This is a genomic window from Microcella alkaliphila, assembly GCF_004216855.1.
Taxonomy (GTDB): Bacteria; Actinomycetota; Actinomycetes; order Actinomycetales; family Microbacteriaceae; genus Microcella; species Microcella alkaliphila.
This window is the reverse complement of sequence record NZ_SGXT01000013.1, coordinates 277,286-303,267: the sequence shown is the minus strand read 5'-3', so window position 1 is coordinate 303,267 and position 25,982 is coordinate 277,286. Positions and strand designations below refer to the sequence as shown.

Annotated in this window: 22 protein-coding genes; 5 read left to right on the top strand and 17 right to left on the bottom strand. The window is 71.2% G+C overall.

The genetic code is table 11. The features are described 5' to 3' along the window. Window positions 1-78 precede the first annotated feature (78 nt). Window positions 79-1,635 (bottom strand): L-lactate permease, encoded by a 1,557-nt coding sequence (locus EV140_RS04825; RefSeq protein WP_130281593.1) that lies wholly within the window; start codon window positions 1,633-1,635, stop codon window positions 79-81. Window positions 1,636-1,744: 109 nt separating this feature from the next. On the opposite strand from EV140_RS04825, the gene EV140_RS04820 reads away from it, so the two are divergent. Both EV140_RS04820 and EV140_RS04815 read left to right on the top strand, forming a co-directional pair. Then, a complete protein-coding gene (locus EV140_RS04820; protein ID WP_130281591.1) occupies window positions 1,745-2,575 on the top strand; it encodes a DedA family protein in 831 nt (276 codons plus the stop codon). Beyond that, entirely contained in the window at window positions 2,572-3,546 is a 975-nt protein-coding gene (locus EV140_RS04815) for a DUF368 domain-containing protein (protein WP_241971297.1), read from the top strand. The genes EV140_RS04820 and EV140_RS04815 overlap by 4 nt, the downstream gene beginning before the upstream one ends. A gap of 9 nt (window positions 3,547-3,555) precedes the next feature. Here the strand turns inward: EV140_RS04815 and EV140_RS04810 are convergent, their stop codons facing one another. The 5 genes from EV140_RS04810 to EV140_RS04790 form a co-directional block, all read right to left on the bottom strand. Next, window positions 3,556-4,224 (bottom strand): metal-dependent transcriptional regulator, encoded by a 669-nt coding sequence (locus EV140_RS04810; protein WP_130281589.1) that lies wholly within the window; start codon window positions 4,222-4,224, stop codon window positions 3,556-3,558. A gap of 9 nt (window positions 4,225-4,233) precedes the next feature. Continuing rightward, a complete protein-coding gene (rdgB, locus tag EV140_RS04805; RefSeq protein ID WP_130281587.1) occupies window positions 4,234-4,851 on the bottom strand; it encodes an RdgB/HAM1 family non-canonical purine NTP pyrophosphatase in 618 nt (205 codons plus the stop codon). Beyond that, window positions 4,851-5,603, bottom strand: coding sequence for a ribonuclease PH (gene rph / locus EV140_RS04800; protein ID WP_130281585.1), 753 nt, complete (start codon window positions 5,601-5,603; stop codon window positions 4,851-4,853). The genes rdgB and rph overlap by 1 nt, the downstream gene beginning before the upstream one ends. Continuing rightward, entirely contained in the window at window positions 5,600-6,442 is an 843-nt protein-coding gene (murI, locus tag EV140_RS04795) for a glutamate racemase (protein ID WP_130281583.1), read from the bottom strand. The genes rph and murI overlap by 4 nt, the downstream gene beginning before the upstream one ends. A gap of 498 nt (window positions 6,443-6,940) precedes the next feature. After that, window positions 6,941-8,290: a cryptochrome/photolyase family protein gene (locus tag EV140_RS04790; protein WP_241971296.1), complete on the bottom strand. Its 1,350-nt coding sequence runs from the start codon at window positions 8,288-8,290 to the stop codon at window positions 6,941-6,943. A 60-nt stretch (window positions 8,291-8,350) separates the two neighbouring features. On the opposite strand from EV140_RS04790, the gene EV140_RS04785 reads away from it, so the two are divergent. Next, on the top strand, window positions 8,351-9,691 hold the full coding sequence (locus tag EV140_RS04785; RefSeq protein WP_130281581.1) for a nicotinate phosphoribosyltransferase: 1,341 nt from the start codon (window positions 8,351-8,353) through the stop codon (window positions 9,689-9,691). Between the two features lie 122 nt (window positions 9,692-9,813). Here EV140_RS04785 and EV140_RS13215 read toward each other — a convergent pair whose 3' ends face one another. Both EV140_RS13215 and EV140_RS04780 read right to left on the bottom strand, forming a co-directional pair. Next, complete coding sequence (locus EV140_RS13215; RefSeq protein ID WP_157985603.1) at window positions 9,814-9,990, bottom strand: hypothetical protein; 177 nt, start codon at window positions 9,988-9,990, stop codon at window positions 9,814-9,816. A 145-nt stretch (window positions 9,991-10,135) separates the two neighbouring features. Further along, window positions 10,136-13,945, bottom strand: coding sequence for a chromosome segregation SMC family protein (locus EV140_RS04780; RefSeq protein ID WP_130281579.1), 3,810 nt, complete (start codon window positions 13,943-13,945; stop codon window positions 10,136-10,138). 96 nt (window positions 13,946-14,041) lie between these two features. Here EV140_RS04780 and EV140_RS04775 point away from each other — a divergent pair, with 96 nt between their 5' ends. Further along, the gene (locus EV140_RS04775; RefSeq protein ID WP_130281577.1) at window positions 14,042-15,121 is read left to right on the top strand and encodes a GNAT family N-acetyltransferase; all 1,080 of its coding nucleotides are present in this window, start codon (window positions 14,042-14,044) and stop codon (window positions 15,119-15,121) included. A 399-nt stretch (window positions 15,122-15,520) separates the two neighbouring features. Here EV140_RS04775 and mutM read toward each other — a convergent pair whose 3' ends face one another. From mutM to EV140_RS04745, 6 genes are all read right to left on the bottom strand, one after another. Continuing rightward, window positions 15,521-16,450, bottom strand: coding sequence for a bifunctional DNA-formamidopyrimidine glycosylase/DNA-(apurinic or apyrimidinic site) lyase (gene mutM, locus EV140_RS04770; RefSeq protein ID WP_130281575.1), 930 nt, complete (start codon window positions 16,448-16,450; stop codon window positions 15,521-15,523). Between the two features lie 30 nt (window positions 16,451-16,480). Further along, the gene (gene rnc, locus EV140_RS04765) at window positions 16,481-17,188 is read right to left on the bottom strand and encodes a ribonuclease III (RefSeq protein WP_130281573.1); all 708 of its coding nucleotides are present in this window, start codon (window positions 17,186-17,188) and stop codon (window positions 16,481-16,483) included. Window positions 17,189-17,210: 22 nt separating this feature from the next. Continuing rightward, window positions 17,211-17,414 carry a 50S ribosomal protein L32 gene (rpmF, locus tag EV140_RS04760; RefSeq protein WP_130281571.1) on the bottom strand — a complete coding sequence of 68 codons (204 nt, stop codon included), beginning with the start codon at window positions 17,412-17,414 and terminating at the stop codon, window positions 17,211-17,213. A 75-nt stretch (window positions 17,415-17,489) separates the two neighbouring features. Continuing rightward, window positions 17,490-18,020 (bottom strand): YceD family protein, encoded by a 531-nt coding sequence (locus EV140_RS04755; RefSeq protein ID WP_130281569.1) that lies wholly within the window; start codon window positions 18,018-18,020, stop codon window positions 17,490-17,492. Between the two features lie 118 nt (window positions 18,021-18,138). After that, window positions 18,139-19,512: an aspartate aminotransferase family protein gene (locus tag EV140_RS04750; protein WP_130281567.1), complete on the bottom strand. Its 1,374-nt coding sequence runs from the start codon at window positions 19,510-19,512 to the stop codon at window positions 18,139-18,141. A gap of 87 nt (window positions 19,513-19,599) precedes the next feature. Then, complete coding sequence (locus EV140_RS04745; RefSeq protein ID WP_241971295.1) at window positions 19,600-20,859, bottom strand: FAD-binding domain-containing protein; 1,260 nt, start codon at window positions 20,857-20,859, stop codon at window positions 19,600-19,602. A gap of 62 nt (window positions 20,860-20,921) precedes the next feature. Between EV140_RS04745 and EV140_RS04740 the strand changes: the two genes are divergently transcribed. Next, window positions 20,922-21,443, top strand: a complete 522-nt coding sequence (locus EV140_RS04740) for a ribonuclease FAU-1 family protein (RefSeq protein WP_130281565.1) — start codon at window positions 20,922-20,924, stop codon at window positions 21,441-21,443. Here the strand turns inward: EV140_RS04740 and EV140_RS04735 are convergent. From EV140_RS04735 to EV140_RS04725, 3 genes are read right to left on the bottom strand one after another with little or no spacing between them, the layout of a single operon-like run. Further along, window positions 21,430-23,733: a transglutaminase TgpA family protein gene (locus EV140_RS04735; RefSeq protein ID WP_130281563.1), complete on the bottom strand. Its 2,304-nt coding sequence runs from the start codon at window positions 23,731-23,733 to the stop codon at window positions 21,430-21,432. The two genes, EV140_RS04740 and EV140_RS04735, sit on opposite strands and share 14 nt — an antisense overlap. Continuing rightward, window positions 23,730-24,998, bottom strand: a complete 1,269-nt coding sequence (locus EV140_RS04730) for a DUF58 domain-containing protein (protein ID WP_130281561.1) — start codon at window positions 24,996-24,998, stop codon at window positions 23,730-23,732. Before EV140_RS04730 ends, EV140_RS04735 begins: the two co-directional genes overlap by 4 nt. Window positions 24,999-25,011: 13 nt before the next feature. Beyond that, window positions 25,012-25,980 (bottom strand): AAA family ATPase, encoded by a 969-nt coding sequence (locus EV140_RS04725; protein WP_130281927.1) that lies wholly within the window; start codon window positions 25,978-25,980, stop codon window positions 25,012-25,014. Between the last annotated feature and the right edge of the window lie 2 nt (window positions 25,981-25,982).

The following is a 25,982-nucleotide window of genomic DNA, read 5'->3' as shown; positions in this document are numbered from 1 at the left end:
GGCGTTCAGCCACAGTAAACACTGAACGTGGGAAGACAAGCCCCTATTCCCGATCGGCGGGATGCTCGGAGCACCTTCTCAGGACAGTGTCAGCACCAGCGCGAACGCCCCGCCCAGGATCGTGCACACCACAACCCACGGGAGTGTGCGCCGCAGAATGAGCCCCTCACGCCCGGCGAGGCCGACAGTGGCGACCGCCGCGATGATGTTGCCGGGGGCAATGAGGTTGCCGAGTGCGGCACCGTAGCCCTGCGCACCGAGGAGTGGAAGCGACGGCGCCCCGATCGCCCGCGCCGTCGACACCTGCAGGTCAGTGAAGAGCAGGTTCGAGGCCGTCGCGCTGCCCGTGATGAACGACCCGAACACTCCGACTGCCACAGTGAACAGCGGCCATGCCGCTCCCGTCGACGCGGCCGCCTCGGCGAGTGTCTGCGTCATGCCCGAGGCCGACATCGCACGAGCGATCGTGATCATCCCCACAAGCGCCAGCAGGACGGGACCGAGCTGCAGGGTCGCCGACACGACCGCGATGCGGATGCGCCGCCACGACGCCCTCTGGATCAGCGCGCCCACCACGAACGCCACGGTGAGCAACATCGTCGGGTGATACAGCGGCTGCACGGATCCGGCGAAGCCCCCGGGAAGTTGCCATTCGAGCGTGACCGAGCGCAGCGCATCCTGAATCGGCGGAATCAGCCGGGTGACGAGCACGATCGCGACGAGCACCAGGTACGGGGCGGCGGCCCGCAGCACCGACAGCTCGGCGAGCACGGTTTCTTCCACGTCCGGGTGCGGTTGGCGCGCCCCCGCGGCGACCTCCGCCCGCTCGCGTCGCCAGGCGAGCACGATGGAAAACAGGATTGCCCCGACGAGGGCGCCGCCAAGCGCTGGCAGCTCTGGGCCGACGAACCAGGCGATCAGACTGTAGGGCAGGAAGAAACTCGCCCAGGCGAGCAAGCCCCAGCCGACGAGCCCGCGCCGGTTGCCGTAGGCGCTGCCGATGATCACGATCAGCACGACGAGCAGGATCCAGCCGAGGGCCAGGTGGTATGGCAGGACGCCTCGGGCCAACACCTGGCCGGTCGCCTCGGGCAGGGTCGTGGATGCAATGGTCGCCTGTGCGAGGATCGGCGTGCCCACAGCGCCAAACGAGACGCCCGCCGCGTGACCGACGAGGGCGGCAGCAACCGCGGCGACCGGCGTCATGCCCGCGGCGACCAGGAACGGCGCGGCCAGGGCGATCGGGGTGCCGAAGCCCGCCGCTCCCTCCAAGAAGAGCGCGAAGAACCAGGCGACGAGCAGGGCTCCGAGCCGCGGGTCGGGGTGCAGCACGGCGAGCGCCAGACGCAACCGTGCCGCGGCTCCCGTCGAGCGTTGCAGCACGTGAATGCCGAGCGCCGGGCCGATGATGCCGATGATCGTGAAGGCGATGAAGCCCGCCTCGGCGACGACGCCGGTGAGCGACCAGGCGAGCCCCGGGTCGGTGTCCTTGCCCACCCCGAAGCCGAAGCCGACGACGGCCAGCACGAGCGTCGCGGCGGCGGTAACCAGCCCGGCCCGCGCGGCCGACCAGCCGACCACCGTCATGAGCACGAGAACGGCGAGCACGGGCAACGCGGCGAGCACAGCGAGCATCGGCGGGAGGTGTCCTTCCGGTCGCGTCCACCATATCCAGGGGTAACGGAGGGTGACCGATCATCGCCCCGGATAGGCGGGGCGCCTGCGCGGCGATACGCTGAACCCCTTGCCCCGCACCGCTGGAGTCGCCATGTTGCCCATGGACATCGGACTGTTCGATGTCGAGTCGCTGATTCGCGACGCTGGCCCCTGGGCGCTCATCGTGGTCTGCGGCATCGTGTTCGTCGAGACGGGGCTGCTCATCGGCTTTCTGCTGCCGGGCGACACCCTGCTGATCTTGACGGGCGTCTTGACGTTCACCGATGTCATCCCGCAGCCGATCTGGCTGGTGGCACTGGCGATCACCCTGTCGACGATGGCGGGCGACAACCTTGGCTACCTGATCGGGCGCAAGGTCGGCCCGCCAATCTTCAACCGCAAACAGGCGGGGTTCTTCTCGAGACGCAGCGTCGCCCGCACCGAGGCGTTCTTCCTGCGCTACGGCGGCTTCGCCATCACGATCGCGCGCTTCATCGCCGTCGTGCGCACCATCGCCCCGGTCGCCGCGGGCGTCGGGCGAATGCCCTACCGGCGGTTCTTCTTCTTCGACACCATCGGCGCGATTCTCTGGGGCACCGGGCTACCCCTGCTCGGCTACGGCATCGCGCAAATCCCTGGCGTTGCCGACTGGGTGATCGCCTACATCGATATCGTGCTGCTCGTCATCGTCGGCATTGTGTTGCTCGGCATCGCGTATCGCTGGTTCCACGAGCGCCACCAGCAAAGAATCGAAGACGAGCTGGAACGCGCCGGGGTCGAACTGCCCCCGGTCGCGATCTGGGTTGATGAGCCGGCGCACGAGGGTCGCCACGAGGCCACTGAGCCGTCGGCGACCGCCCCCACCTACGGCGTGGGTCCACACGACGGCAAGCACGAGAAGGAAAACTTCCCCCTGTGAGCATCACCCCCCGCACCGCCGCGCGGTCGATACTTGACGCCGCCCGCGGATCCCTCATCGGGTTCGCCGAGATCGTGCCCGGCGTCTCCGGCGGCACCATCGCCCTCATCGTCGGCGTGTACGACACCCTGATCGACAGCGCCGGCCATCTCGCGCGCGGTGTGGCACGACTCGTTGCCGACGGTGTGCGGGGCCGCGGCACGGCTGAGGCGCGCGCTCACTTCCGCAGCGTGCACTGGGGAGCGATCGTGCCGATCGGCATCGGGATGCTCGCCGCCATCGTTGTCGGGGCCGCCCTCATCGCCCCCCTCCTTGAGCAGTACCCCGCCGAGACGCGCGCCGTCTTCGCCGGGCTCATCATTGCGTCGCTGATCGTGCCCATCGGGATGGTGGGTGGGCGATGGAAGCCCCACGAGTACCTCGTGTTCGCCGCCGCCGCCGCGCTCACGTTCGTCCTCACGGGCCTGCCTCGGGCCGCCGACCAAGATCCGACATTCATCGTGATCGTGGTGGCCGCCGCCGTCGCGGTGTGTGCCCTCGTATTGCCGGGAGTATCCGGCTCCTACCTCCTGCTCACCGTCGGCATGTACGCGCCCACGCTCGCGGCCGTCAACGACCGCAATTTCGGGTATTTGGGCACCTTCATCCTGGGCGCAATCCTCGGCCTCGGGGTCTTCGTGTCGGGTCTGCAGTGGCTGCTCGCGAAGCGACGTCGCATCACGCTCGTGGTCATGACGGGCCTCATGGCCGGTTCGCTGCGGGCGCTCTGGCCGTGGCAGACCGACGACGGAGGGCTCGAGCCGGTCGGCAGCGACGGGCCCCTCATGCTCGGCCTCGCCGTCGCCGGCGCGGCCGTCATTCTGGCCCTCATCGCCCTCGAACGGATGCTCGTGGCGCGGCGCCTCCTCTCGGCCGACGTCGTCAGCGACCCCGCGACCGACACCATCCCGACCGTGCGCGACCCCGAGTAGCGCCCGACTTCAGACAGCGAGCCACACGGCGCGCGCCACCGCGGGCTCGACGAGGATCGTCGAGCCCGACGCGCGCACCAGCGCGACGCCGGCGGCGGGCGAGGGGTCGTCGCCGACCCGGACCCGTTCATCCAGGGTCAGCGCCAGCCGATCGAGCACCCGCAGCACGTCCGGGTCGCGGTCGCTGATGCGCACGACGATGCCCTCGGTTCCGGCGGGCGCGCGATCGAGGCGCACCGCGTCAGGCCGGATGATCGTGCCGTCTTTGCGAGGAATCAGATCGCCGTGCGGGTCGCGCGTCGGGTGCCCGAGCTCCGCGTCGATGCGGTCGAGCAGGCGATCGCTGAGGGCGTGCTCGAGGACCTCGGCCTCGTCGTGTACTTCGTCCCAGCCGTAGTCGTGCCGCTCGACGAGCCACGTCTCGATGAGGCGGTGGCGGCGCAGCATCGCGAGCGCGCGGGCACGGCCGGCCTCGGTCAGCGTGATGGCACCGTACGGCCGGTGGTCGACAAGCCCGGCGGCGGCGAGCTTCTTCACCATCTCGGTGACGCTCGAGGGGGCGAGCGCGAGGGCGACGGCAAGCTGGCTCGGCGTGATCGGCTCGGGCTGCCACTCGGTGTGCTGGCAGATCGTCTTCAGGTAGTCGTCGGTGACGGTGGTGGCGACCGTGTCAGACATGGGGTGACCCTACGCTCCGTAGCGCTCGCGCAGGACGGCGGCGAGGGCCGCGAAGGCTCGGGCGCGATGGCTGATGGCGTTCTTCTCATCGGCGGTGAGTTCCGCGCTCGTGACCTCAAGCCCCTCGGGGATGAACACCGGGTCGTACCCGAACCCTCCCCCGCCGGCGGCCTCGAGTGCCACGCGGCCCGGCCAGACGCCGAGTTCGACGTGTTCGCGGGTGTCGTCGGTGCGGGTGGGGTCGACGAGGGCGGCGGCGCACGTGAACTGTGCGGCGCGGTTGTCGGCAGGCACGTCGGCGAGGTTCGCGAGCAGGTGGCTCACATTCGCCGCATCGTCGCGTCGCCCTGAGTAGTGCGCCGACTCGATGCCGGGCGCCCCACCCAGCGCATCGACGCTGATGCCGCTGTCATCGGCGATCGCGACGAGGCCCGTGTGCTCGGCCGCAGCGCGCGCTTTGATGAGGGCATTTGCCGCGAAGCTGTCGCCGTCCTCCACCGGACTCGGCCCGTCGTAGGCGACCAGCTCGAGGCCGGGCAGGGCCGCGCCGAGGATGCGCTGCAGCTCGGCCACCTTGTGCGCGTTGTGGGTGGCGACGACGGCTCTGAGCGTCGGGATGCTCGTCATCAGCGGCCGAGGATCTCGCGCTGCAGGCGGGTCAGCTCGGTCGTGCCGCCCACGGCGAGGTCGAGCAGAGCGTTCAGCTCGTCGCGGTCGAAGGGAGCGCCCTCGGCGGTGCCTTGCACCTCGACGAAGCGGCCATCGCCGGTGGTGACCACGTTCATGTCGGTCTCGGCCTTCACGTCTTCGACGTAGGCGAGGTCGAGCATGGGGGTGCCGTCGATGATGCCGACGCTGACGGCCGACACGGTGCCCGTGAGGGCGGCGGCGCGGCGGGCGATGAAGCCCCTGTCGCGGCCCCACTCGACGGCGTCGGCGAGCGCCACAAAGGCGCCCGTGATAGCGGCGGTGCGGGTTCCACCGTCGGCCTGCAGCACGTCACAGTCGATCTTGATCGTGTTCTCGCCGAGCGCCTTCGTGTCGACGACGGCGCGGAGGCTGCGGCCGATGAGTCGCGAGATCTCGTGGGTGCGGCCGCCAATGCGGCCCTTCACGCTCTCGCGGTCCATGCGCTCGTTGGTCGAACGGGGCAGCATGCCGTACTCGGCCGTGACCCAGCCCGAGCCCTTGCCCATGAGCCAGCGCGGCACGCCGTTCGTGAAACTCGCCGTGCACAGCACCTTGGTGCCGCCGAAGCTGATGAGTGCGCTGCCCTCAGCCTGGGCGCTCCAGCCGCGCTCGATCGTGACGGGGCGCAGCTGGTCGTTGGTGCGCCCGTCGGCGCGCAGGCCGGAGGACTCGGCGATGGTGGCGTTCATGCGGTGGGGCCTTTCGGGAGGGGGATCGTGCCGGTCGGGAAGGGGTCGACGCGCGTGACGGCGGGGCCGATGAAGCGTCGGGCGAGCTCGCGGAACCGTTCGGTATCGGCGCCGGTGGCCTCGAAGACGTGCGTGGGAGCATCCGTTCGGGTGGCCTCGATGCCGTGCGCGACGAGGCGACGGTAGACGTCGTAGGCGGTCTCCTCCGCGCTCGACACGAGCGAGACGTCGGAGCCGACGACGTACTGGATCGCGCCGGCGAGCAGCGGGTAGTGCGTGCAGCCGAGCACGAGGGTGTCGATGTCGGCGGCTTTCAGCGGCGCCAGGTACTGCTCGGCCAGGGCCAGAACCTCGGGGCCGGTCGTGATGCCAGCCTCGACGAATTCGACGAAGCGCGGGGCGGCGGCGGTCGTCAGTTGGATGCTCGGGTCGGCCACGAACGCGTCGCTGTACGCCCCGGATCGGATCGTTCCCTCGGTGCCGATCACGCCGATGCGTTTCGTGCGCGTGCGGCGCACGGCGGCGCGCACGGCGGGCTGGATGACCTCGACAACGGGGATGCCGTGGCCCTGTTCGAAACGCTCGCGGGCATCCCGAAACATGGCGGCACTTGCCGTGTTGCACGCGATGACGAGCAGTTTGACGCCCTGGTCGACGAGTTCGTCAAGGACGGCGAGGGCGTGCTCGCGCACCTGCGCGATGGGGCGCGGGCCGTAGGGACCGTTCGCCGTGTCGCCGAGGTAGACGATCTGCTCGCCCGGCAGCTGGTCGATGATGGCGCGGGCCACGGTGAGGCCGCCGACACCGGAATCGAAGACTCCGATCGGCGCGTTGCTCACCCGCCCCAGTCTAGGCGCGCGGCGTATTCGTGTTCCGCACCCCGGGCGTCACGCCTCGCCGCAACCCGCGAGCGCTGGGGCCGCGGCCACGGGAGAGGACCTCCGCGCATTCCGTATGTGCCTCCCACGGCACACACGTTTCGGCCCCGAGATGCGCATTCGCATGCATATGGCGCACGACAGGCGTCGACTGGCGCACTGAACGCAGCCCGTGGCGCACGCAAGACGGCGAGTGTGCAGTTGTGGCGAAATCGCAGCCGCCCGGACGACCACAAGTGCAACCTCGCGGTCGTTCGGGTCACGGGGGCGGCGCGACGGGAACGGGGCGCGGGCCAGCGCCGTGATCGCGCACGCAGCCTCCGGCGCGGCTCAGTACTGCTCGCGGGCGCGCTCCTGCGCAACGACCTGCTCGCGGTCGGCGAGGCGGCGCAGGTCCGCAAGCGGCTGGGCCATGCGATGGTTTCCGCGGATGCGCGGCTCGACCCGGTCGAGGAACGCTCAGTACCCGGCGGTGAACGGGCATGCATCGTCGCCGAGCCGCTTCTTCGGGTCGAAGCGGCACGAGCCGCAGTAGTCGCTCATCTTTTGGATGTACGCGCCGCCCGACGCGTACGGCTTTGTCGCGACGACTCCCCCGTCGGCGAACTGGCTCATGCCCACGACGTTCGCCGGCATCACCCAGGCGGTGCCGTCGACGAACGCGTCGCGGAACCACGCGGTGAGCTCCGCCGGGTCGTAGCCGCGCTGCAGCGCGTGGTTGCCGAGCACCATCAGTCGAACGATGTGGTGCGTCCAGCCGGTCTGCGCCACCTGGTCGAGGGTGTCCGAGAGGCACGCCGCCGCGACGACGGACGGATCCGGCCGCCACCAGTCCTCGGGGACCGGCGTGCGAGCATCCAGAAAATTGTTGCTCGTCGTGTAGTCGGGGCCGAGGTGCCAGTAGAGGTGCCAGACCCAGTCGCGCCAGCCGATGAGCTGGCGCACGAGGCCCTCGACGCTGTTGAGTGGGGCGCGGCCCGCCTCATACTCGGCGACGACGCGCTCGACGACCTCGAGCGGGTGCAGCAGGCCCAGGTTGATGGGCACGCTGAGGCGCGTGTGGGCCATGATCGCGTCGCCGCGCAGCATCGCGTCTTCGAACGGGCCGAAGTCGTTGAGGCGGGACTCAATGAAGTCGTCGAGGGCGGCGAGCGCCTCCTCGCGCGTCGCCGCGAATCGGCGCGGCGCATCCACGCCGATGAATTTCGCACCCGAAGCGGCGAGGCGGTCGAGATCCACACGCACGGCGGCGTCGATGTCGTCTTCGGTCGGCCGCCACGGTTCGGGCAGGCCGAGGCTGGCCGCGCCCTTCGGCGGGCGCTCGCGGTTGTCGGCGTCGAAGCTGAACTGGCCGCCGACGGGCTGGCCGCCCTCCATGAGCAGGCCGGTGCGCTCGCGCACCTCCCGGTAGAAGCGGTCCATGACGAGCTGCGAGGCGCTCTTACCGGCCGCCCAGTCGTCGAACACGGCCCGCTCGGTGACGAAGCCGCGGGGCTCGAGCATCGTGCCGCCGAGCTCCTCGACGAGGCGCCGCATGCCCCAGCTAATCGCGCCGACCGTCTCGAGCCGGTCGCCGGAGAGCTCCGCCTCCTTGAGCGCCGCGCGGTGCGTGTTGCCGCGGAGCACGCGAGCCCGGTCGCCCAGTTCACGCGCCCGGTGCCGCAGCGCACTCAGGTGCAGATGCGCCTTCTGCCGGTGCACCGGACGGCGGCGATACTGGTCGAGCACCTCGACGAGCGCGATCTCGCCGCCGTCATCGAAGTGCGGGCCGAGCTGCTCACTCGTCAGCCAGCGGGTCGGGGCGGTCACGTAGGCGCCCCGGGCGCGAAGATTGGCCGGTCGATCATGGCGCGAGCGTAACCTGGCCCCGTGACCACAGCCCTGAGAACCGACCGATACGAGCTGACCATGATCGAGGCGGCTCTGGCGTCGGGTCGCGCCGACCGCCGGTGCCGCTTCGAAGTGTTCACGCGGCGCCTGCCGGCCGGCCGCCGTTTCGGCGTCGTCGCCGGCACCGGCCGCCTCATGGATGCTCTCGCCGACTTCCGCTTCGACGCCGCGACGGTCGAGTGGCTGGCCCGCGAGGGCGTCGTCAACACCGCCACCCTCGATCGCCTGCACGACAGCGCCTTCAGCGGCTCAATCGAGGGGTATGCGGAGGGCGAGCTGTTCTTCCCCAACTCTCCCGTCCTGAGCGTCACCGGCACCTTCGCCGAAGCGGTCGCCCTCGAGACACTCGCACTCAGCACGCTCAACCACGACAGCGCCATCGCGAGCGCCGCCGCGCGCATGGTGGCCGCCGCGGACGGGTCCCCGCTCAGCGAAATGGGATCGCGCCGCACCCATGAAGAGGCCGCCATCGCCGCCGCCCGCGCCGCCCACATCGCCGGCTTCGCCGCCACCTCGAACCTCGCCGCGGGCGAGCGCTGGGGCGTTCCGACAATGGGAACCGCCGCCCACGCGTTCACCCTGTTGCACGACAGCGAGGAGGAGGCGTTCCGCGCCCAGGTCGCCGCGCTCGGCCCCGGCACGACCCTGCTCGTCGACACGTACGACGTCGAGCGCGGTGTCGAGACGGCCGTGCGCGTCGCCGGCACCGAGCTTGGCGCGGTGCGCCTCGACTCGGGCGACCTCCCGCAGCTGGTGCGGCAGGTGCGCGAGCAACTCGACTCCCTCGGGGCGGTAAACACGCGCATCACCGTGACGAACGACCTCGACGAGTACACGATCGCAGCCCTGCGCGGCGCTCCCGTCGACGCGTTCGGCGTCGGCACGGCCCTCGTCACCGGCTCGGGCGCTCCCACCGCGGGCTTCGTGTACAAGCTCGTGGCCGTGGAGGACGCGGAGGCGGGCGGCTGGCGTCCCGTCGCCAAAGCCTCGGCCGGCAAAGTGTCGCGGGGCGCCGCGAAGCGCGGCCGGCGACTCATCGGGGCCGACGGCGTCGCCCGTGCCGAACTGGTCATCGTCGACGAGACGCGAGACGGCGTACCGGATGCGCCCGTCGACCGCGACGATCTGCGCGAAGCCGGGGCGAGCATCCGCGATCTCACGATTTCGTACGCCACCGACGGCGATCTGGATGCTCGTTACCGCGGGCATGACGGCGTGCGTCACGCGCGCGCCCACCACGCGGCCGCCATCGCGGAGCTGCCGGCGGAGGGGCTGCGGCTCGGCGCCGGCGAACCCGCCCTGCCGACCGTCTACCAGTAGCTCGCTGCCCCGCCCCGCTCCGCTCCGACGCGCGCAGACACGACGACGCCCCGGCGGCGCGCAAGGCCGACCGGGGCGTGTCGAAAGGGGACGCGTAGTCGCGCACGCCCCCCCGGGGGCGCCTACGGCTGCAGGTCGTCGTCCGTGCCGTCTTCACCGGGCATACCCGGCTCTTCCGGCATGGGCTGCTGCTCACCCGGCAGCGGCTCGTCGACGGGTGCCTGGTTGACGGTGCCGTCGCCGCAGCCGGCGAGGGCGAACGTGCTGGCAACTCCGAGAATCACAAGTGCGCGCTTCATGAGCGTCTCCTTTCGATCGGTTACGAAAAGATAACGAGGCACGGTGACCCTCGAAAGGGGGTAGACACTCTTTTGCAGGCAACGTGGAGGGAGCGCCCTGCCGCGTGCCAGGAAGCGCGCGGGGCGGCCTTCCGCGCGAGCGTACTCAGCTCGCGGCGGCCTCGGCCTCGGGGTTAGCAACCCGCTGGCCGACGACGGCGCTCACGCCGTCTTGGCGCATGCTGACGCCGTAGAGCGCGTCCGCGATCTCCATCGTGCGCTTCTGGTGGGTGATGACGATCAGCTGCGAGCTCTCGCGCAGGTCGCGGAAGATCGTGAGCAGCCGCCCGAGGTTCGCGTCATCGAGGGCGGCCTCGACCTCGTCCATGATGTAGAACGGGCTGGGGCGAGCCTTGAAAATGGCGATCAATAGGGCAACGGCCGCGAGTGAGCGTTCACCACCCGACAGGAGGCTCAGCCGCTCGATCTTCTTGCCGGCGGGCTTCACCGCGACCTCGATACCCGTCGTGAGCATGCTCTCGGGGTCGGTCAGCATGAGGCTTCCCGAGCCCCCCGGGAACAGGATCGGGAACACCTGATCGAAGGCGGTCTGCGTGTCGGCGAAGGCCTCCGCGAAGATGTGCTGCATCGTCTCGTCGAGCTCGTCGATGATCGACAGCAGGTCGCGGCGCGTGTTCGCCAGGTCGGTCAGCTGCTCGGTCAAGAACTTGTGGCGCTGCTCGAGCGCGGCGAACTCCTCCAGCGCGAGCGGGTTCACGCGGCCGAGCTGGCCGAGCTTGCGCTCGGCGCGGGCGAGGCGCGCCTGCTGCTCTTCGCGCACGAACGGCTTGCCGGAGGGCGCGGAGCCGGCGGGCAGCGTTCGTAACTCAGGATGCGAGCCGTCGACGTCGTCACCGGCGGCCGAATCGGCGCCGTCTTCCTGAATTGTGGACGCCGCGTTCGCCGCAACGAGTTCGGCGACGCGACGCTCGGCAGCGGCGTCAGCAGCATCGGCGCCGTCACCGGCGCCGTCGCCCGCGTCGGCAGGCTCGGGCTCCGCCTCGGCGAAGGGATCGTCGGGGTCGATGCGCGCCGCCGCCTGCGCGGCCACCGCGTCGGCCGCGGCCTGCGCTGCACTCGTCAGCGCGTCGTCGTCGGGCACCGGCACCTCGGGCCCGTACTCGGCGACCAGCACGTCTTCGACGAGCCCCAGCTCGTCTCCCGCACGCTCGAGCAACTGAGAGAGGTGCAGCTTCTTCTCGTAGATCTGCAGCTCGAGTCCGTGAACGCCCTCGGTGATGCCGGTGAGCCGCTCGCGCAGGCCCGCCTCGGTGCGGCGCAGCTCGGCGAGCTCGTCGTTCTGCTGCGCCCGCTCGGCCTCCCGGGCGTGCAGGGCAACGCGGGCCTCGGCGACCGAGCGGTCGACGGCAGCGAGCACGGCGGGTAGGGCTGCGGCGACCCGGCGGGCGGCGTCGACCTGGCGCTGCCGCAGCACCGCGCGGCGGGCGGCTTCGTCGGCGGCGGCGCGCTCGGCCTCGCGGCGGCGCCGCAGCTGCTCAGCCGCGTCGCGTGCGGCACGGACGCGCTCCCGGGCCGTCTCGAGCGCGATGCGCTGCTCGACTTCGGCGGCGCGGGTCGCGTCGAGTTCGGCGACCAGCCCGTCGCGGGCGCTCGCGTCGAGCATGGGGCGCGGGCGCGACGAGAACTCGTCCAGCGCCTGCTGGGCGGCGGAGGCGGCGACCTCCGCATCCCGCACACTCGCCTCGGCACGGTTGACGCCGGCGGCGAGACGCTCGGCTTCGGCCTCGGCGGCCTCCGCCTGCGTGCGCGCGCGCGACAGGTGCTCGCTGCGTGCCGCGCGCTGAGCATCCTGGTCGCGCACGGCGGCGAGCGCCGCCGTCGCCTCGTCCTTCGCGGCCGCCAACTCGTGGCGCGAGTCGTCGAGGACGCCGCGGGCGCGCTCAATCTCGGTCGAGACGTCATCGAGGGCGCTGGATGCGGCGTCGCGCTCAGCCGCCAACTCGAGGCGGCTGCGGCCCGCGCCCGATCCGCCGCGCAGGACCGCGCGCGACAGCACCTCGCCGTCGCGCGTGACGACGGTCACGCTCGTGACGGAGCCGAGTCGCTCGACCGCGGGCCACGCGGCGCGGGCGGCCTCAAGATCGTCGGCGACGAGCGTGTGAGCGAGCAACGACAGCACGCCGTCGGGGGCGGTCACGACGCCGGATGCGCGCACGAGGCCGCCGGTCGACTGCAAGCCGCTCGTCGGGTCGAAGGGCGAGATGAGGTCGGCGAGCACCACCTCGACGCGGCCGCCCTGGTCGTCGCGCACGCGGCGCAGGGCCTCGAGGCCCGCGTCAAGATCGTCAGCGAGTACGGCGTCCGCGAGCGTGCCGAGGGCTGCGGCGATGGCCGCCTCGTAGCCCGGGGTGACCTGGAGGTGGTCGCTGACGAGCCCCCGCACGCCGTCACTGCCGGCGAGTCCTGCGGCGCCGTCGCCGACGTCGACCGCCTGCGACAGGGCGCTCACGCGGGCGGCGAGCGCGTCGCGTTCCCGCTCGAGGGAGTGCAGCTGATCGCGCTCCGCGTCAATACGGGCGGTCACCTCGGCGACGCGGGCGTCGGCGGTGGCGAGCGCCTCGTCGAGTTCGGCGTCGACACCCTCGGCCTGTTCCAGCTCGGGAAGGGCCGCAAGGTCGGCGCGGGTCTGGGTGACGCGGGCCTCGGCCTGCTCGAGCGCGTTCTGCTGCCGCAGCAGCTCACCACGGGCAGCGGCGAGCGTCGAGCGGGCGACGTCGACCCGCCCCGACAGGCTCTGCAGTTCGAGGTCGTGCTGCGAGACGAGCGCCGACTGCGCGGCGATCTCCTCGTCGAGCGAGTCGAGGGCAGCGCGGGCCGTCGCGGTGCGGGCCGCAGCCTCGCCGACACGGCGCTCGGCCTCCCCCACGCCGGCGGCAAGCTCGTCAGTCTCGGCGAGCGCCTCGTCGATCTGCGCCTGCGTGACGGTCGTTTGCGCGCCCGGCGACTCGGCCTGCTGGCTGAGCAGCGTGAGCTTCTGCTGGGCGAGCGACGATAGCGAGCGCAGCCGCTCCTGCACCTGCTCGAGCCCGAAGGTGACGCCGCGCGCCTGGTCGACGGCGTCGCCCACCATTTGCGACTCGATGCGCTGCACCCGCAGGCGCGCCTGGTCCAGCTGCTCTTGCACCACGATGCGCTCGCTCGTGCGCTCGGCCTCGGTGCGCTGGTGCTCGTGCAGGGCGCGCCGAATGCTGACGACCTCGTCGGCGAGGAGGCGGGCACGGGCATCCCGAACGATCGCGGCGATCGTCTGCGCCTCGCGCGCGATCTCGGCCTGGCGGCCGAGCGGCGTCAACTGGCGGCGGATCTCGCCCGCCAGGTCGTTCAGGCGGGTGAGGTTCGTCTGCATCGCCTCGAGCTTGCGCACCGTCTTCTCTTTGCGGCGGCGGTGCTTCAGGATTCCGGCGGCCTCTTCGATGAAGCCGCGGCGCTCCTCGGGGCTCGCGTGTAGAACCTTGTCGAGCTGGCCCTGGCCGACGATGACGTGCATCTCTCGGCCGAGGCCCGAGTCACTCAGGAGCTCTTGCACGTCGAGCAGGCGGCACGCCGTGCCGTTGATCGCGTACTCGCTGCCGCCGTTGCGGAACAGCGTGCGCGAGATCGTGACCTCCGAGTATTCGATCGGCAGCATCCCGTCGGAGTTGTCGATCGTGAGGCGCACCTCGGCGCGGCCAAGCGGGCCGCGGGTGGCGGTGCCGGCGAAGATGACGTCCTCCATCTTGCCGCCGCGCAGCGTCTTCGCGCCCTGCTCGCCCATGACCCACGCGAGCGCGTCGACGACGTTCGACTTGCCGGAGCCGTTCGGCCCGACGATGCAGGTCACGCCCGGTTCGAAGTGGAAGGTCGTCGGCTGGGCGAACGACTTGAACCCCTTGATGGTCAAGGACTTCAGGTGCACGGGCGACGCCTCACGGGGATGGGGATGCGGACAGGCCTACCGTACCGGCTCGCGCGGGAGTAGCCTGGCGGGCTGGCCGACCGAGAGTGAGCAGACATGACCGGCCTAGAGATCACCGAGGTGGTCATTCCCGACAGCGTCGACGCGCCGAACGCCGCCGACTTCATCTCCTGCATCGATGTGCGCAGCGCCGTGTGGGCGCACGACTCGGGCACCCGCGACGAGGTGCGCCCTCCGGAGGAGATGTTGCCCGGGTGGAGGAAGCAGGAATTCGAACCGAAACGGATGCTGCTGGCGCGTGACAACGGACGCCCCGTCGCGCGCGGAATCGCCGAGCACCGGCTCGGCGACGCCGCCGACACGGCGTGGCTGGCGGTCGAGGTGGTTCCGGATGCTCGGGGCCGCGGAATCGGGCGCGCTCTCGCGGAGCGCGTGGAGGCTCTCGCGCGGCAGGCGCGGGCGACGAAGTTCATCGTCTACGCCTCGTGCTGGCGTGTGGGCGGGCCCCGGCTCGCCGCGCCGACGGGCTTCGGCGACGTCGCCGCCGACACCCCCGAGACCCGCCTGCTGCAGTCGCTCGGCTATCGGCTCGAGCAGGTGGAACGCGGCAGCTGGCTTCCCCTTCCGGTCGACGAGGCTTCGCTGGAGGCGATGCGCGCGCAGGCTCGCGATGCGGCGGGCGGCGAGTACCGCATCCACACCTGGACCGACGCAACGCCGCCCGAGTGGCGCGAGGACATCGCGCACCTGCTGACCCGTATGAGCACCGATGCGCCCTCTGCCGGGCTCGAGGAGAGCGAGGACCCGTGGACGGTGGAGCGCCTGCTCGCCGACGAGGCACTCGAGGCCGAGAACCCGTCGACCGCGCTGGTCGCCGCCGTCGAGCACGTGCCGAGCGGCCGTCTTGCCGGTTTCACCGAGCTGCTCGCCCCCGACGACCTCACCCGCCCGGTCGACCAAGAGGACACGATCGTGGTGCGTGAGCACCGCGGCCACCGCCTCGGGATGCTGCTGAAACTCGCCAACATCGCGCACCTGCAACGGGTGCGGCCCGGACACCCCCGCATCGTGACCTACAACGCGGAGGAGAACCGGCACATGCTGAGCGTGAACGAGGCGATCGGCTTTGCGCCGTTCGTGTACGAGGGGGCGTGGAGGAAGGACGTGCGCGCGTAGGGCTGGTGCTCCGGCAGGGCGCGTGGCGCGACCTGGGCCGCCGCGCGCAATTCGACCTACCTGGCGGCGCGCACGGCGGCTCGCCTCGCCGAGAGACAGCCCGCGCGAGCAGTAGGTCGCGCGAGTGTGCAGTTGTGGCTGTGCGGCGTGAGGCAAACCCGCCACGACTGCACACTCGCGGCGAAGTATGCCCTCTGCCGCGCCTTCCAAAGAAGCGGAACGCGTGAATTCACGTCAGGCATTCCGCTGTTGTGGAAGTTGCTGAGGGTGGTGGATTACCTCTCGGGGCAAGGCCAGTCAGAGACGTCACCCACGCGTGAGGCGACGTCGGGCTCGGGCGCGGCGGGAGGACAGGCAGCGCCGGGGCGGCCCAGCGGCGGCGGCCAGCGCGACCGCGGCTCAGGCGGCGCGGCGGCGGGCGCGCGGCTGGCAGCGCGGGCAGAAGTGCGAGCCGCGGTTCATGAACTGCTCGCGCACGATCAGACCTCCGCACCGCGAGCACGCCTTACCCTGCTGGCCGTAGGCGCGCAGCGAATGGCTGAAGTACCCGCTCGCTCCGTTCACGTTCACGTACTGGGCGTCGAACGACGTACCGCCCTCCTCGAGCGCCCGCGCCAACACCACGCGAACCTCGGTGAGCAGCTCGCGAACGCGAGCAACGGGCAGCGACGCGGTCGGCCGGTCATAGTGCAGGCGCGCCGCCCACAGCGCCTCGTCGGCATAAATGTTGCCGATGCCGCTCACCAGCGTCTGGTCGAGCAGCGCCCGCTTAATGCCCGTGCGGCGCCGCCGCAGCGCCGCGATGAACGCCGCATCGTCGAACGCCGGGTCGAGCGGGTCACGCGCAATGTGCGCGACCTGGCCCGGCACGAGCGCCAACTCAGACCCATAGCCGCCGGCCGCCCCATCGGGCGTCACCTCCAACACATCGAGCGCCATCGACCCGAAGATGCGCTGGTCCACAAAATTCACGAGCAGCTCGCCGTGCTCCGGGTGCACGATCTCGAACCGGATGCGCGTCAGCGGACCATCGTCCGCACCGCGCGAGCGCAACAGCACCTGCCCACTCATGCCGAGGTGCACGACGAGGGCCTCGACGGGGTCGCCGAAGGATCCTCTGCCCGCGGCCACGGGCATCCACAAAAACTTGCCGCGCCGCACGGGCGCGACAAGGCGCGCCCCCGTCAGCCGGTCGATGAAGTCCTCCGCGGGCCCGTCGTGGCGCTTCAGCGAGCGCTCATCGAGCACCTCGACGCGCTCGATCGTCGCGCCCGTGACGGCGGGGGCGAGGCCGTGGCGGACGACCTCAACCTCGGGCAGTTCAGGCACGGATGCTCGCCTCGCGCCATACGCGCCGGCTCACGCCGTGCGCGCCGACAGCGCCGTCCAGGCGCTCAACGCCGCAGCCATCTCGGCCTGCTTCTTGCTCGTGCCGGTGCCGGTTGCGATGCCCTCACCGTCGACGACGACGGTCGCGGTGAAGACCTTCGAATGGTCGGGGCCAGCGTCGACGACTTCATAGACGGGCGCCGTGCGGCCGAGAGATGCGACCAGCTCCTGCAGCGACGTCTTCGGGTCCATGGCGGCGCCAAAACGGGCAGGGTCGGCAAGCAACGGATCGATGAGCCGCAACACGAGCGCAGTGGCCTCGTCGCCGCCGCAGTCGAGATACGCGGCGCCGATCAGCGCTTCGACCGTGTCGGCGAGAATCGACGACTTGCCGCGGCCGCCGGTGAGCTCTTCGCCCTTGCCAAGCTTTAGGTGATCGCCGAGGCCGATGCCCCGGGCCACCTCGGCGAGCGCCACCGCAGAGACGAGCGACGCGCGACGCTTCGCCAGCTCACCCTCGTCGAGGTCGGGGTAGCTCGAGTAGAGCATGACCGTGACGGCCTGGCCGAGAATCGAGTCGCCGAGAAACTCGAGGCGCTCGTTGTTCGCCACCCCGCCGTTCTCGTACGCCCACGAGCGGTGGGTGAGGGCAAGCTCGAGCAGCTCAGGGTCAATCGTGACCCCGAGCGCGGCAATAAGCGCCGACCGGTCGGGGGTCACCCCGGGGTCAGCGCTCATCGCCACGGATCGGTCGGACCGATCAGACGTCAGCGACCTTGCGGCCCTTGTACTCGAGGAACAGCGGGGTGCCCGCCGAGTCCTCAACGACCTTCGCACGGTGGGGAAGGCTGTACACGACCTTGCCGTTCTCGACGGTCTTGACGAGCGTGGGGAGCTCAGCCTTCCACTGCGAGCGGCGGGCGTGGGTGTTGGCGCGCGACTTCTTCCGCTTGGGAACAGCCATGGTGTCTCTCTTCTCTCTCAGCCTCGGCGCGCACGCGCGCCCAGGTTCAGTCTTCAGTCAGTGGGGGTGCCGGTGTCAGTCGGTGTCGGTCTCAGCCGCCCGGAATCCTTCCAGGGCAGCCCAGCGCGGGTCCATGACCTCGCGCGGCCTCTGTTCAGCGTGGTCCGCCAACTTTTCGCCGGTCTCGGGGTCGAGGCCGGGGCAGTCGTCGCGACACACGGGCTGGAACGGAAGCGCGAGCACAACCGCGTCCCGAACTACGGGTTCACAATCCACGTGATCATCGTGAACCGTGTAGTCGACAGCGTCCTCAGGAGAATACGCGAAAAGCTCCTGGAATTCGACTTCGAGGGGTCGCGAGACGGGATCAAGGCACCGCACGCACTCGCCCGACAGGGTCGCATCGACCTCACCCGTGACCAAAATTCCGTCGTGCAGGCCTTCCAGCCGCAACGCGATCGTGAGCGGCGAGCCCTCAGCGACGTAGGCCGCGCCCACACCGAGCTGCTCGGGGGCCGCGAACTCGAGGCTGCGCTCGCGCATTTCGCCGGGGCGATGCATGAGGTCGCGCGCGGACACGCGGTAGGGAGAAATCGCAGCAGGCATAGCCGTTAAGTGTAGGGCCGCGACATCCACCCCCGATCAAACGGTGGATGCCGCGGCCTCATCACAGTAGGCGGCGCTGTCTCCGTAACCGCCCCAACGACACTGGGAGCGCGCCTGATCAGCCCTGCGTAACCGCCGTGAACGCCTCGTCGTAGGCGACGAGCGCTCGCTCGACCTCCTCCGGCGTCACGACGCAGGGCGGCACGACGTGGATGCGGTTGTCGGCAGCGAACGGCAGCACCCGGCGCGCCATCAGCTCACGCTTCAGCGCGCCGATCACGCTGGCCGGTACCGGCTCACGCGTTTCGCGGTCGGTGACGAGGTCGAGCGCCCAGAAGACACCGAGGCCGCGCACCTCGCCGATCATGGGGTGCTTGTCGGCGAGCGCTCGAAGGCCGGGGCCGAGGTGCTGCTCACCGATCATCTTCGCGTTCTCGATGATGCCCTCCTCCTCCATCGCGTCGATAGAGGCGACGATCGAGGCCATCGCCAGCGGGTGGCCGGAATACGTGAGGCCGCCGGGGAACACGCGCTCGTCGAAGGCCGCCGCAATCTCGGGCGACATCACGACTCCGCCGACCGGAACGTAGCCCGAGTTGACGCCCTTTGCGAACGCTATGAGGTCGGGCACGACGCCCTCCGGGTTGACGCTCTGCCCCTGCCAGGCGAACCACTCGCCGGTGCGACCGAACCCCGCCATGACCTCGTCGGCGATCCACACGATGTTGTACTTGTCGGCGATGGCGCGCACGCCGGCGAGGTAGCCGGCGGGCGGCGCGAAGATGCCGGCCGTGCCGGGCACGGATTCGAGCACCATCGCGGCAATCGTGTCGGGTCCCTCCGCCTGGATCGTCCGTTCGAGGTGCTGCAGAGCGCGCTCGCACTCCTCAGCCTCGGTCGTGGCGTGAAACTCGCTGCGGTACAGGAACGGGCCAAACACGCGCAGGTGCCCCCACGCGTACTCGTTCGGCATGCGGCGCCAGTCACCGGTCGCGGCAATCGCGGCGCCGGTGTTGCCGTGGTAGCTGCGGAAGGTCGAGATGACCTTGTGCTTGCGGGTCGTCAGGCGCGCCATGCGAATGGCGTTCTCGATCGCGTCGGCGCCACCGTTCGTGAAGAAGACCTTCGAGAAACCGGGACCGGCCTTCTCGACGATGCGCTTGGCGGCCTCGCCGCGGGCGAGGTTCGCGTGCGACGGCGCGACCGTGGCGAGCGTCGCGGCCTGCTGTTGAATCGCGGCAACGACCTTCGGGTGCGAGTGCCCGATGTTGGTGTTGACGAGCTGGCACGAGAAGTCGAGGTAGCGCTCGCCGTCGTAGTTCCACACCTCGCTGCCGGCCCCACCGGCGATCACGAAGGGGTCGAGGGCGCCCTGCGCGCTCCACGAGTGGAACACGTACTGGCGATCGAGCTCGTACGCCCGGCGGCCGTCCGCGGGGTCGAGGTGGGGGTGGGCGGGGGATGCAGTTGACCGGTTCATCGTGTCGGTCATGATTATCGGTTCCTTGACAACGAGGGTGTGACGCGCCGGTGGGCACCGGCGCCGCTATCGCTCATTATCGCCGGTCGCGGCGCCGTGTCACGCGCCAATTCCGGCATCACGAAGAAGCCCGGGGATGCGCTCCGTGAACGGGAAGAAGCCGCGCGTCGCCTGGGGCCAGGCACGGGCATCCCAGCCGCGCAGCACGGTCTCGATCACGATGCCGTCCCCGGCGGCTTCCGCGCGCGCCCACTCGAGCGCGTCGGCGGCGTAGCCGGTGGGCGCATACGCGGTCACGATGCGGTCGACGTCGTGCGCGTGGGCGAGCGCAACCAGCTCGGATGCTCGCACCTCGTCGATCACGGATTCCGCGCATCCGTATCGCTCGCTCGCGCGCCGACCGGCGTCGACGAGCGCGCCGCGCTGGAACGCCTGCACCCCGCCTGCGGCACGCCCTGGACCGCGGGGCGCGCCCCGCTCCGGCCGCACCACCCCCACCACCTTGACGCCGGCAAACGGCAGCGACTCGGGGTGCAGGTCGTCCTCACCCAGCAGCAGCAGAGCGCGCCCGGGAGCGAGAGGCCTCGGCTCGGGTGCGGCAGTCGCCGCCGGTACGGGAGGCCCGTCCAGCGGCTCCGCCGTCGTCGCGAGCCCGCGTGGCCGATAGCGCCCGTCGGTGTAGCGCGCGATGTTCTCGGCCGTGGCCAGGTACGTCTTGCCGCGGGTCTGCAGGCCGGCCACCCACCGCCAGCTGAGCGTGTTCGAGGCGGGGTCGCCGTCGAGCAGGTGCCGCAGGAAGAAGTCGGCGCCGAGTTGCCAGGGCAGGCGCAGTGTGAAGATCCAGATGCTGGCGAACCACATGCGAACGTGGTTGTGCAGCCAGCCGTCGGCGACCAGGTCGCGCGCCCAGTCGTCGAAGCCGTCGATGCCGGTGCGTCCTTCGATGGCGGCGAGGTATCGCTCGCGCAGCCCAGCGTCGACGGGCAGCGGATGCTCGCCATCGTCCACAAGGCGGCTCACATCGGCCACGTAGTCGCGCCACACCTGCGGCCTGAGTTCGAGCCAGCCCTTCCAGTAGGTGCGCCAGAACACCTCCTGGACGAACTTTTCCGGCGCACGAACACCGTGCCGCTCGATGACGGCCGCCACCAGTTCGTGCTCGGTGATGAGCCGATGGCGCACGTACGGCGACAGCGCGCTGACGGTGGTGTCGTTGCCGAGGCCTCGGTCGTAGTTGCGGTCGCGGCCGTACGCGGCGCCAAGGCGCGGCACGGCGTCGACGGCGCGCTGGAGGCCGGCGACGCGGGTGGGCGGGAACAGCGACGATGCACAGTCGGTGAGGGCGTGGGCATCGGTCACGCTTCTCAGTGTCGGCGGGCGCGCCGGGCGTTCGCTGAGGGGCGGTCGATAGCCTTCCGAGCATGACCCTCGAGCCCGGCTCCGCTGCCGAGCTGCGCTGGCGCAAGTGGGACGGGTCACCGCACTGGGTGCATCCGGTGATCGTGCTCGGCGAAGACGAGACGGGCGTCTGGTTCGGCCAGCAGCAGGGCACCGTGAGCCGCCGCCCGGGGGCCGACTTCCACGCCTACCGGCCGAACGTGAAGGTACTGATGCCCGGCGAGCAGTGGATGCCCGCGTTTTTTCCCGACCGCGAGGGTGCCCGCATCGGCCTCTACGTCGACATCGCGGCCGAGCTACGGCTCGAAGAATTCGGGGCCTCGGCCATCGACATGGACCTCGACGTGATCGTGCGCTCGCCGCGCGTGAACCCCTACATCGACGACGTCGACGAGTTCTCGGCCCACCGCCGCACCCTCGGCTACCCGGACGATGTCGCGGCGCGCGTGCTCAGCGACGCCCGCCGCGTGCGCGACCTGGCCGCCCGGGGCGAGGGCGTGTTCGATGGCCGCGCCGACGCGTGGCTTGCCCTTATGGAGCCGTGACGACGACGCGCGCGTCGTCGGGCTCACGGTCGATCAGCGACAGGGGGGCGATCACCGCGAGCACGCGGCGCCACCACGGCACGGCCGCTCTGAGCGCGGCGAGGACGGGCTCGACGGGCGGCGCGACGACGCCCTCGCCGTGCGGTCCGGCGTAGGCCCGCGCCTCCAATGCCGTCACGAGCGGCGCGACGAGCGCGATATCGACGCCCCAGCCTGCGCCGAGCTCGCGGACGGTGCGGGTCGGCTCGGCCGCCAAACGCAGGTCGCGGGCCGTATCACGCACCTCCCGCCAGACGATCAGCGGATCGGTGGCGCGCATCCGTCGACGGCGACGGCTCGCCCGCCACAGGGCGGGGGTCGCCAGCAGCGCGAGCGCGATCAGCACGAGCGCGGCGACGATCAGGTTCGAGCGCAGCACGGGATCGGCCAGCAGACCGCCGTCGCTGCCGAGGCCGCCCGCAACGTCGTCACCGTCGACGAGGTCGGGGATGCCGTCGGGCCCGTCCGGGTCGGAGTCTCCGTCGGGGTTCGCCGGGTCGGCCGGGTCGGTGTCACCGTCGGGGTTCGCCGGGTCGGCGGGGTCGGTCTCGTCGGGCGCGGGTGCCTCGCCGTCGGGTGGCACGAAGTCGTCGCCGATCAGAATGTCGTCGGTTGCGTACTCGGGCACGACGCCCAGGCTGGGGGTCGGCTCGAAGCGCACCCAGCCGAGGCCGTCGAAGTGCAGTTCAGGCCAGGCGTGCATGTTGTCAGAGCTCACGATGTACTCGCTCGGCACCTGCGGGTTGCGCGCCCCCGGCAGAAACCCGACCGCGATGCGCGACGGGATGTCGAGCGTGCGCGCCATCAGTGCCATCCCGCTCGCGAAGTGCACGCAGTAGCCGCTGCGCTCGACGAGGAACTGCGCCACGATGTCGGCGCCTGAGCCGTCGTAGCCGCCCTCGACGGGCGCATCTTCTGAGTAGGCGAACTGGCCGCCGGTAAAGAGGCGCTGCAGCGCGATCGCCTGCTCGTAGGGGGTGCGCGCATCGGAGGTCGCCTCGAGGGCGGTTTGCGGGATGCTCGGATCAAGCCCGTCAGGAATCTGCAGAAACTCCTCGAGTCCGTCGCCGCCCGCGGTCGCCGCGCGCAACTGCTCGGTGGTGGGCTGCGCGACCAGACTCTGCACGGTGTACGTGAGGTCGCGGGCGACGCCCGAGTCGGCGCGCACGGTCGTGCCGGCGGGATCGATCACCCACTCGCCGGAGACGCCGGAGACGGTCGCCGGCGCCTGCGGCAGCGGCAACCACTGGGTGCGCAACGTGCGCAGGCTGATGCGGGTGTCGAGGGTGCCGGTCGTCAGCTCGTCGGGCAACCAGGTCGGCGGCGACAGCTCGGCGAGCGGCACGGCGGGGGCGTCGAACTCGACCGGCAGCACCTGCTGGCCGGCGAACTCGGCCAGGTGGGACAGCGTCAGGTACACGCCGCCCTCTGCGTCCGTCGAGTAGCGCAGCGCCTCGACGGGGCTCGAGCGACGCAGGTCGTTGCCGAGTTCGAGAACAGGGTTCACGCCCGTGACGAGGCTTGCCGGCCCCGTGCCCGCGGGGTTTGCGCCGACGACCGCCGTCGGCAAAAGTCCCGGCACGATCACGGCGGCGACGAGTGCCGCGCTGACGGCGGCGACGAGGCGCGAAACCCCGCCCGCTCCCCCGACGGCCGCGGGGCGGTGCAGGGCGAGCACGACGAGGAACGCGGCGGCCGTCACCAGCACGCTGACGATCGGCAGTGCCCCCGGTGCGACGATCACGGGGATTGCGAGCAGCGCCAGAAGCGGCACGGCCAGCAACGCCGGGCGCCGCGTCGCGGCGACGACAGCGTCGGAAGCGACGGCGAGCGCCCCCACTCCGGCCGCCAGCAGGAAGCGGATGCCGTCGTCGGCGAAGGCAGGAACCGCCTGCTCGACGATCGACAGCTCACCCTCGCGGATGAGCAGCGAGAACCGCAGGAACGTCTCCGGCAGCGGCACGACCCCCAGCAGCGCCGTGTCGGCGGCGAACTGCACGACGATGGCGGCAAAAAGCGCGACCGCTCCGGCAACAACCGACCAGAACACCCGCCACGCGGGCACGAGACGCCGCACGACCGCGGCGACAGTCACCGCGATCGCCGCGGTCACCATCGTCGGAACAAACCATGCGCCCTCGCCGATGACGACGCTCAACGCGCTGAGAGCCGCGCCGAGCGACACCAGCACCGCGACGCTCAACCACCACGCGGTCGGGGCCGGGCGCGCGGCGCGCACGCGGGCGGTCACGGCGTCGCCCCGCGCAGGATCGCTGTCGCCTCGGCGGGGGCGGGCTGCCCGTCGATGAGCCGGCGCCAGGCGGCGTCCACCGGCACGTTCGGGTCGACGCGGGCCACCTGCCAGCCGGCGCGCGTGAACTCGTCGGCCAGGGCCAGCACCTCGGGGGCGTCGGCGGCGCCGTGCGGGGCGACGAGGAGGAGGACGGCGACCGTTCCGGGGGCGCGCTGGGCGAGCATCCAGTCGATCGTGGACGGCTGCGGAGCCGAGGCAATGGCGATGAGCGGCACCGAGGGGTGCGCCTCGAGCGGCGGCGGCGTGCCGTCGGCCGCGACCGAACGCAACAGGGCGAGCTCGCCGAGAACGGGGGCGAGGGCCGCCGAGATGCCGGGCGCGTCGGCGAGCGGCGGTTGCGGCGCCTGCGGCGTCGACGTGCGCAGGTCAACCGCGTAGCCGCGCTCGACGAGGTGGGCAGCCGACGACGCGGCCATGCGCACCGCCCACTCGAAACTGGGGCCGCTCGGCGGCCCGGGGCGCAGACCCCGACGCTCGATGTCGGCGTACCCGGCGAGGTCGGTGTCGACGATCAGCCGTGAGTGCGGGCCGGCCTGCGGTTCGTCTTGACGCACCATGAGCTCGCCGTGCCGGGCGGTCACACGCCAGTGCACGCGGCGCAGCGCGTCACCGTCGCGATACTCGCGAGTGACGACGTCGTCGTCGGCGCGCTCACGCGAGCGGCTGCTGCGCGGGCCCGCCTCGGTCGACGGCTCGGGCACGGGCCCCGCCGCGAGCGGCAGAACCTCGGGCACCACGAGTTGCGTGGCCTCGGCCGCCGTGTCGGTGACGCGCACGGCAAGGGCGAATGGGTCGCGCTCTTCGATGAGCAGCGGACCGACAGAGACGAGGCCGCGCTCGGCCGGCCAATAGCGGTAGGTGAGCCGCGCCGGCCGTGTGCGGCGCACGTCGGGCAGGCGGCCGGGGCCAGCGAATCCGGGGCGCATGGGCACCCGCTCGACCCACTCGGCGGCACGGGCACGGCCGGCGACGGTGACAGTCACCGACACGGGTTCGCCCACCGTCGCGACAACGGGGTCGAGGTGCCGATGCACGCGCACCCGCGGGCGGCCCGACGCCACCACCACGAGCGCCACGATCGGAGCCGCCGCGGCCACCACGCCGACGGCGAGCAGCTCGGGCCGCTCGACGACGTACGCCAGCGCGATGATCGCGGTACCGGCGAGAGCGAAGATGACGCCGCGGAGGGTCGGACGGGGCACGGGCGGCGCCGGCTCAGTCGTCGGAGGCCGGAACCGGCACCGGTGTGGTCGCGACGATGCGGTCGATCACCTCGTCGACGTGGCCGACGGGGCGGCCATCGGGATGCTGCGCGCGCGGCACGAGGATCACCCGGTGCGACAGCACGGTCGTCGCCAGCGCGTCGATGTCGTCGGGCACGACGAAGTCGCGGCCGTCGAGCGCGGCGCGAGCCCGCGCGGCGCGCACCAGCTGCAGCGTCGACCGAGGGCTCGCCCCGAGCCTCAGGGCCGTGTCGTCGCGAGTCGCCTGGGCGATCAGCACGGCGTACCGCTCGACAGCGGGGCTGACGTAGACCTCGCGAACCGTCGCGATCATCCGGGCGAGGCCGGGGATGTCGACGACGGGCTGCAGCTCATCCAGCGGGCTGACACGCTCGCGGTCGCGCAGCATGCGCTGCTCGTCGTCGACGGCCGGGTAGCCGATCGAGATGCAAGCCATGAAGCGGTCGCGCTGCGCCTCGGGCAGCGCGTACGTGCCCTCCATCTCGATGGGGTTTTGCGTCGCGACGACGAGGAACGGTTTCGCGAGCGTGTGCGTACGCCCATCGACCGTGACCTGCCCCTCCTCCATGCACTCCAGCAGCGCCGACTGCGTCTTCGGACTCGCGCGGTTGATCTCGTCGCCGATGACGATGTGCGCGAACACCGGACCGGGGGTGAACTCGAACGTGCCGGTTTGCTGGCGGTAGACGCTGACGCCCGTGATGTCGGCGGGCAGCAGATCGGGCGTGAACTGAATGCGGCTGACGCGGCCGTCGACGCAGCGCGCGAGCGCCCGGGCGAGCACGGTCTTGCCGACACCGGGTACGTCCTCGATCAGAAGGTGCCCCTCGGCGAGCAGCACGGTCAGCGCCGTGTCGACGGCGTCAGGCTTGCCGTCGAGGATGCTGTTCATGGCCCGACGGATTGCGTCTCCGGCCTCCCGGAACTCGTCTGCCGTCATGG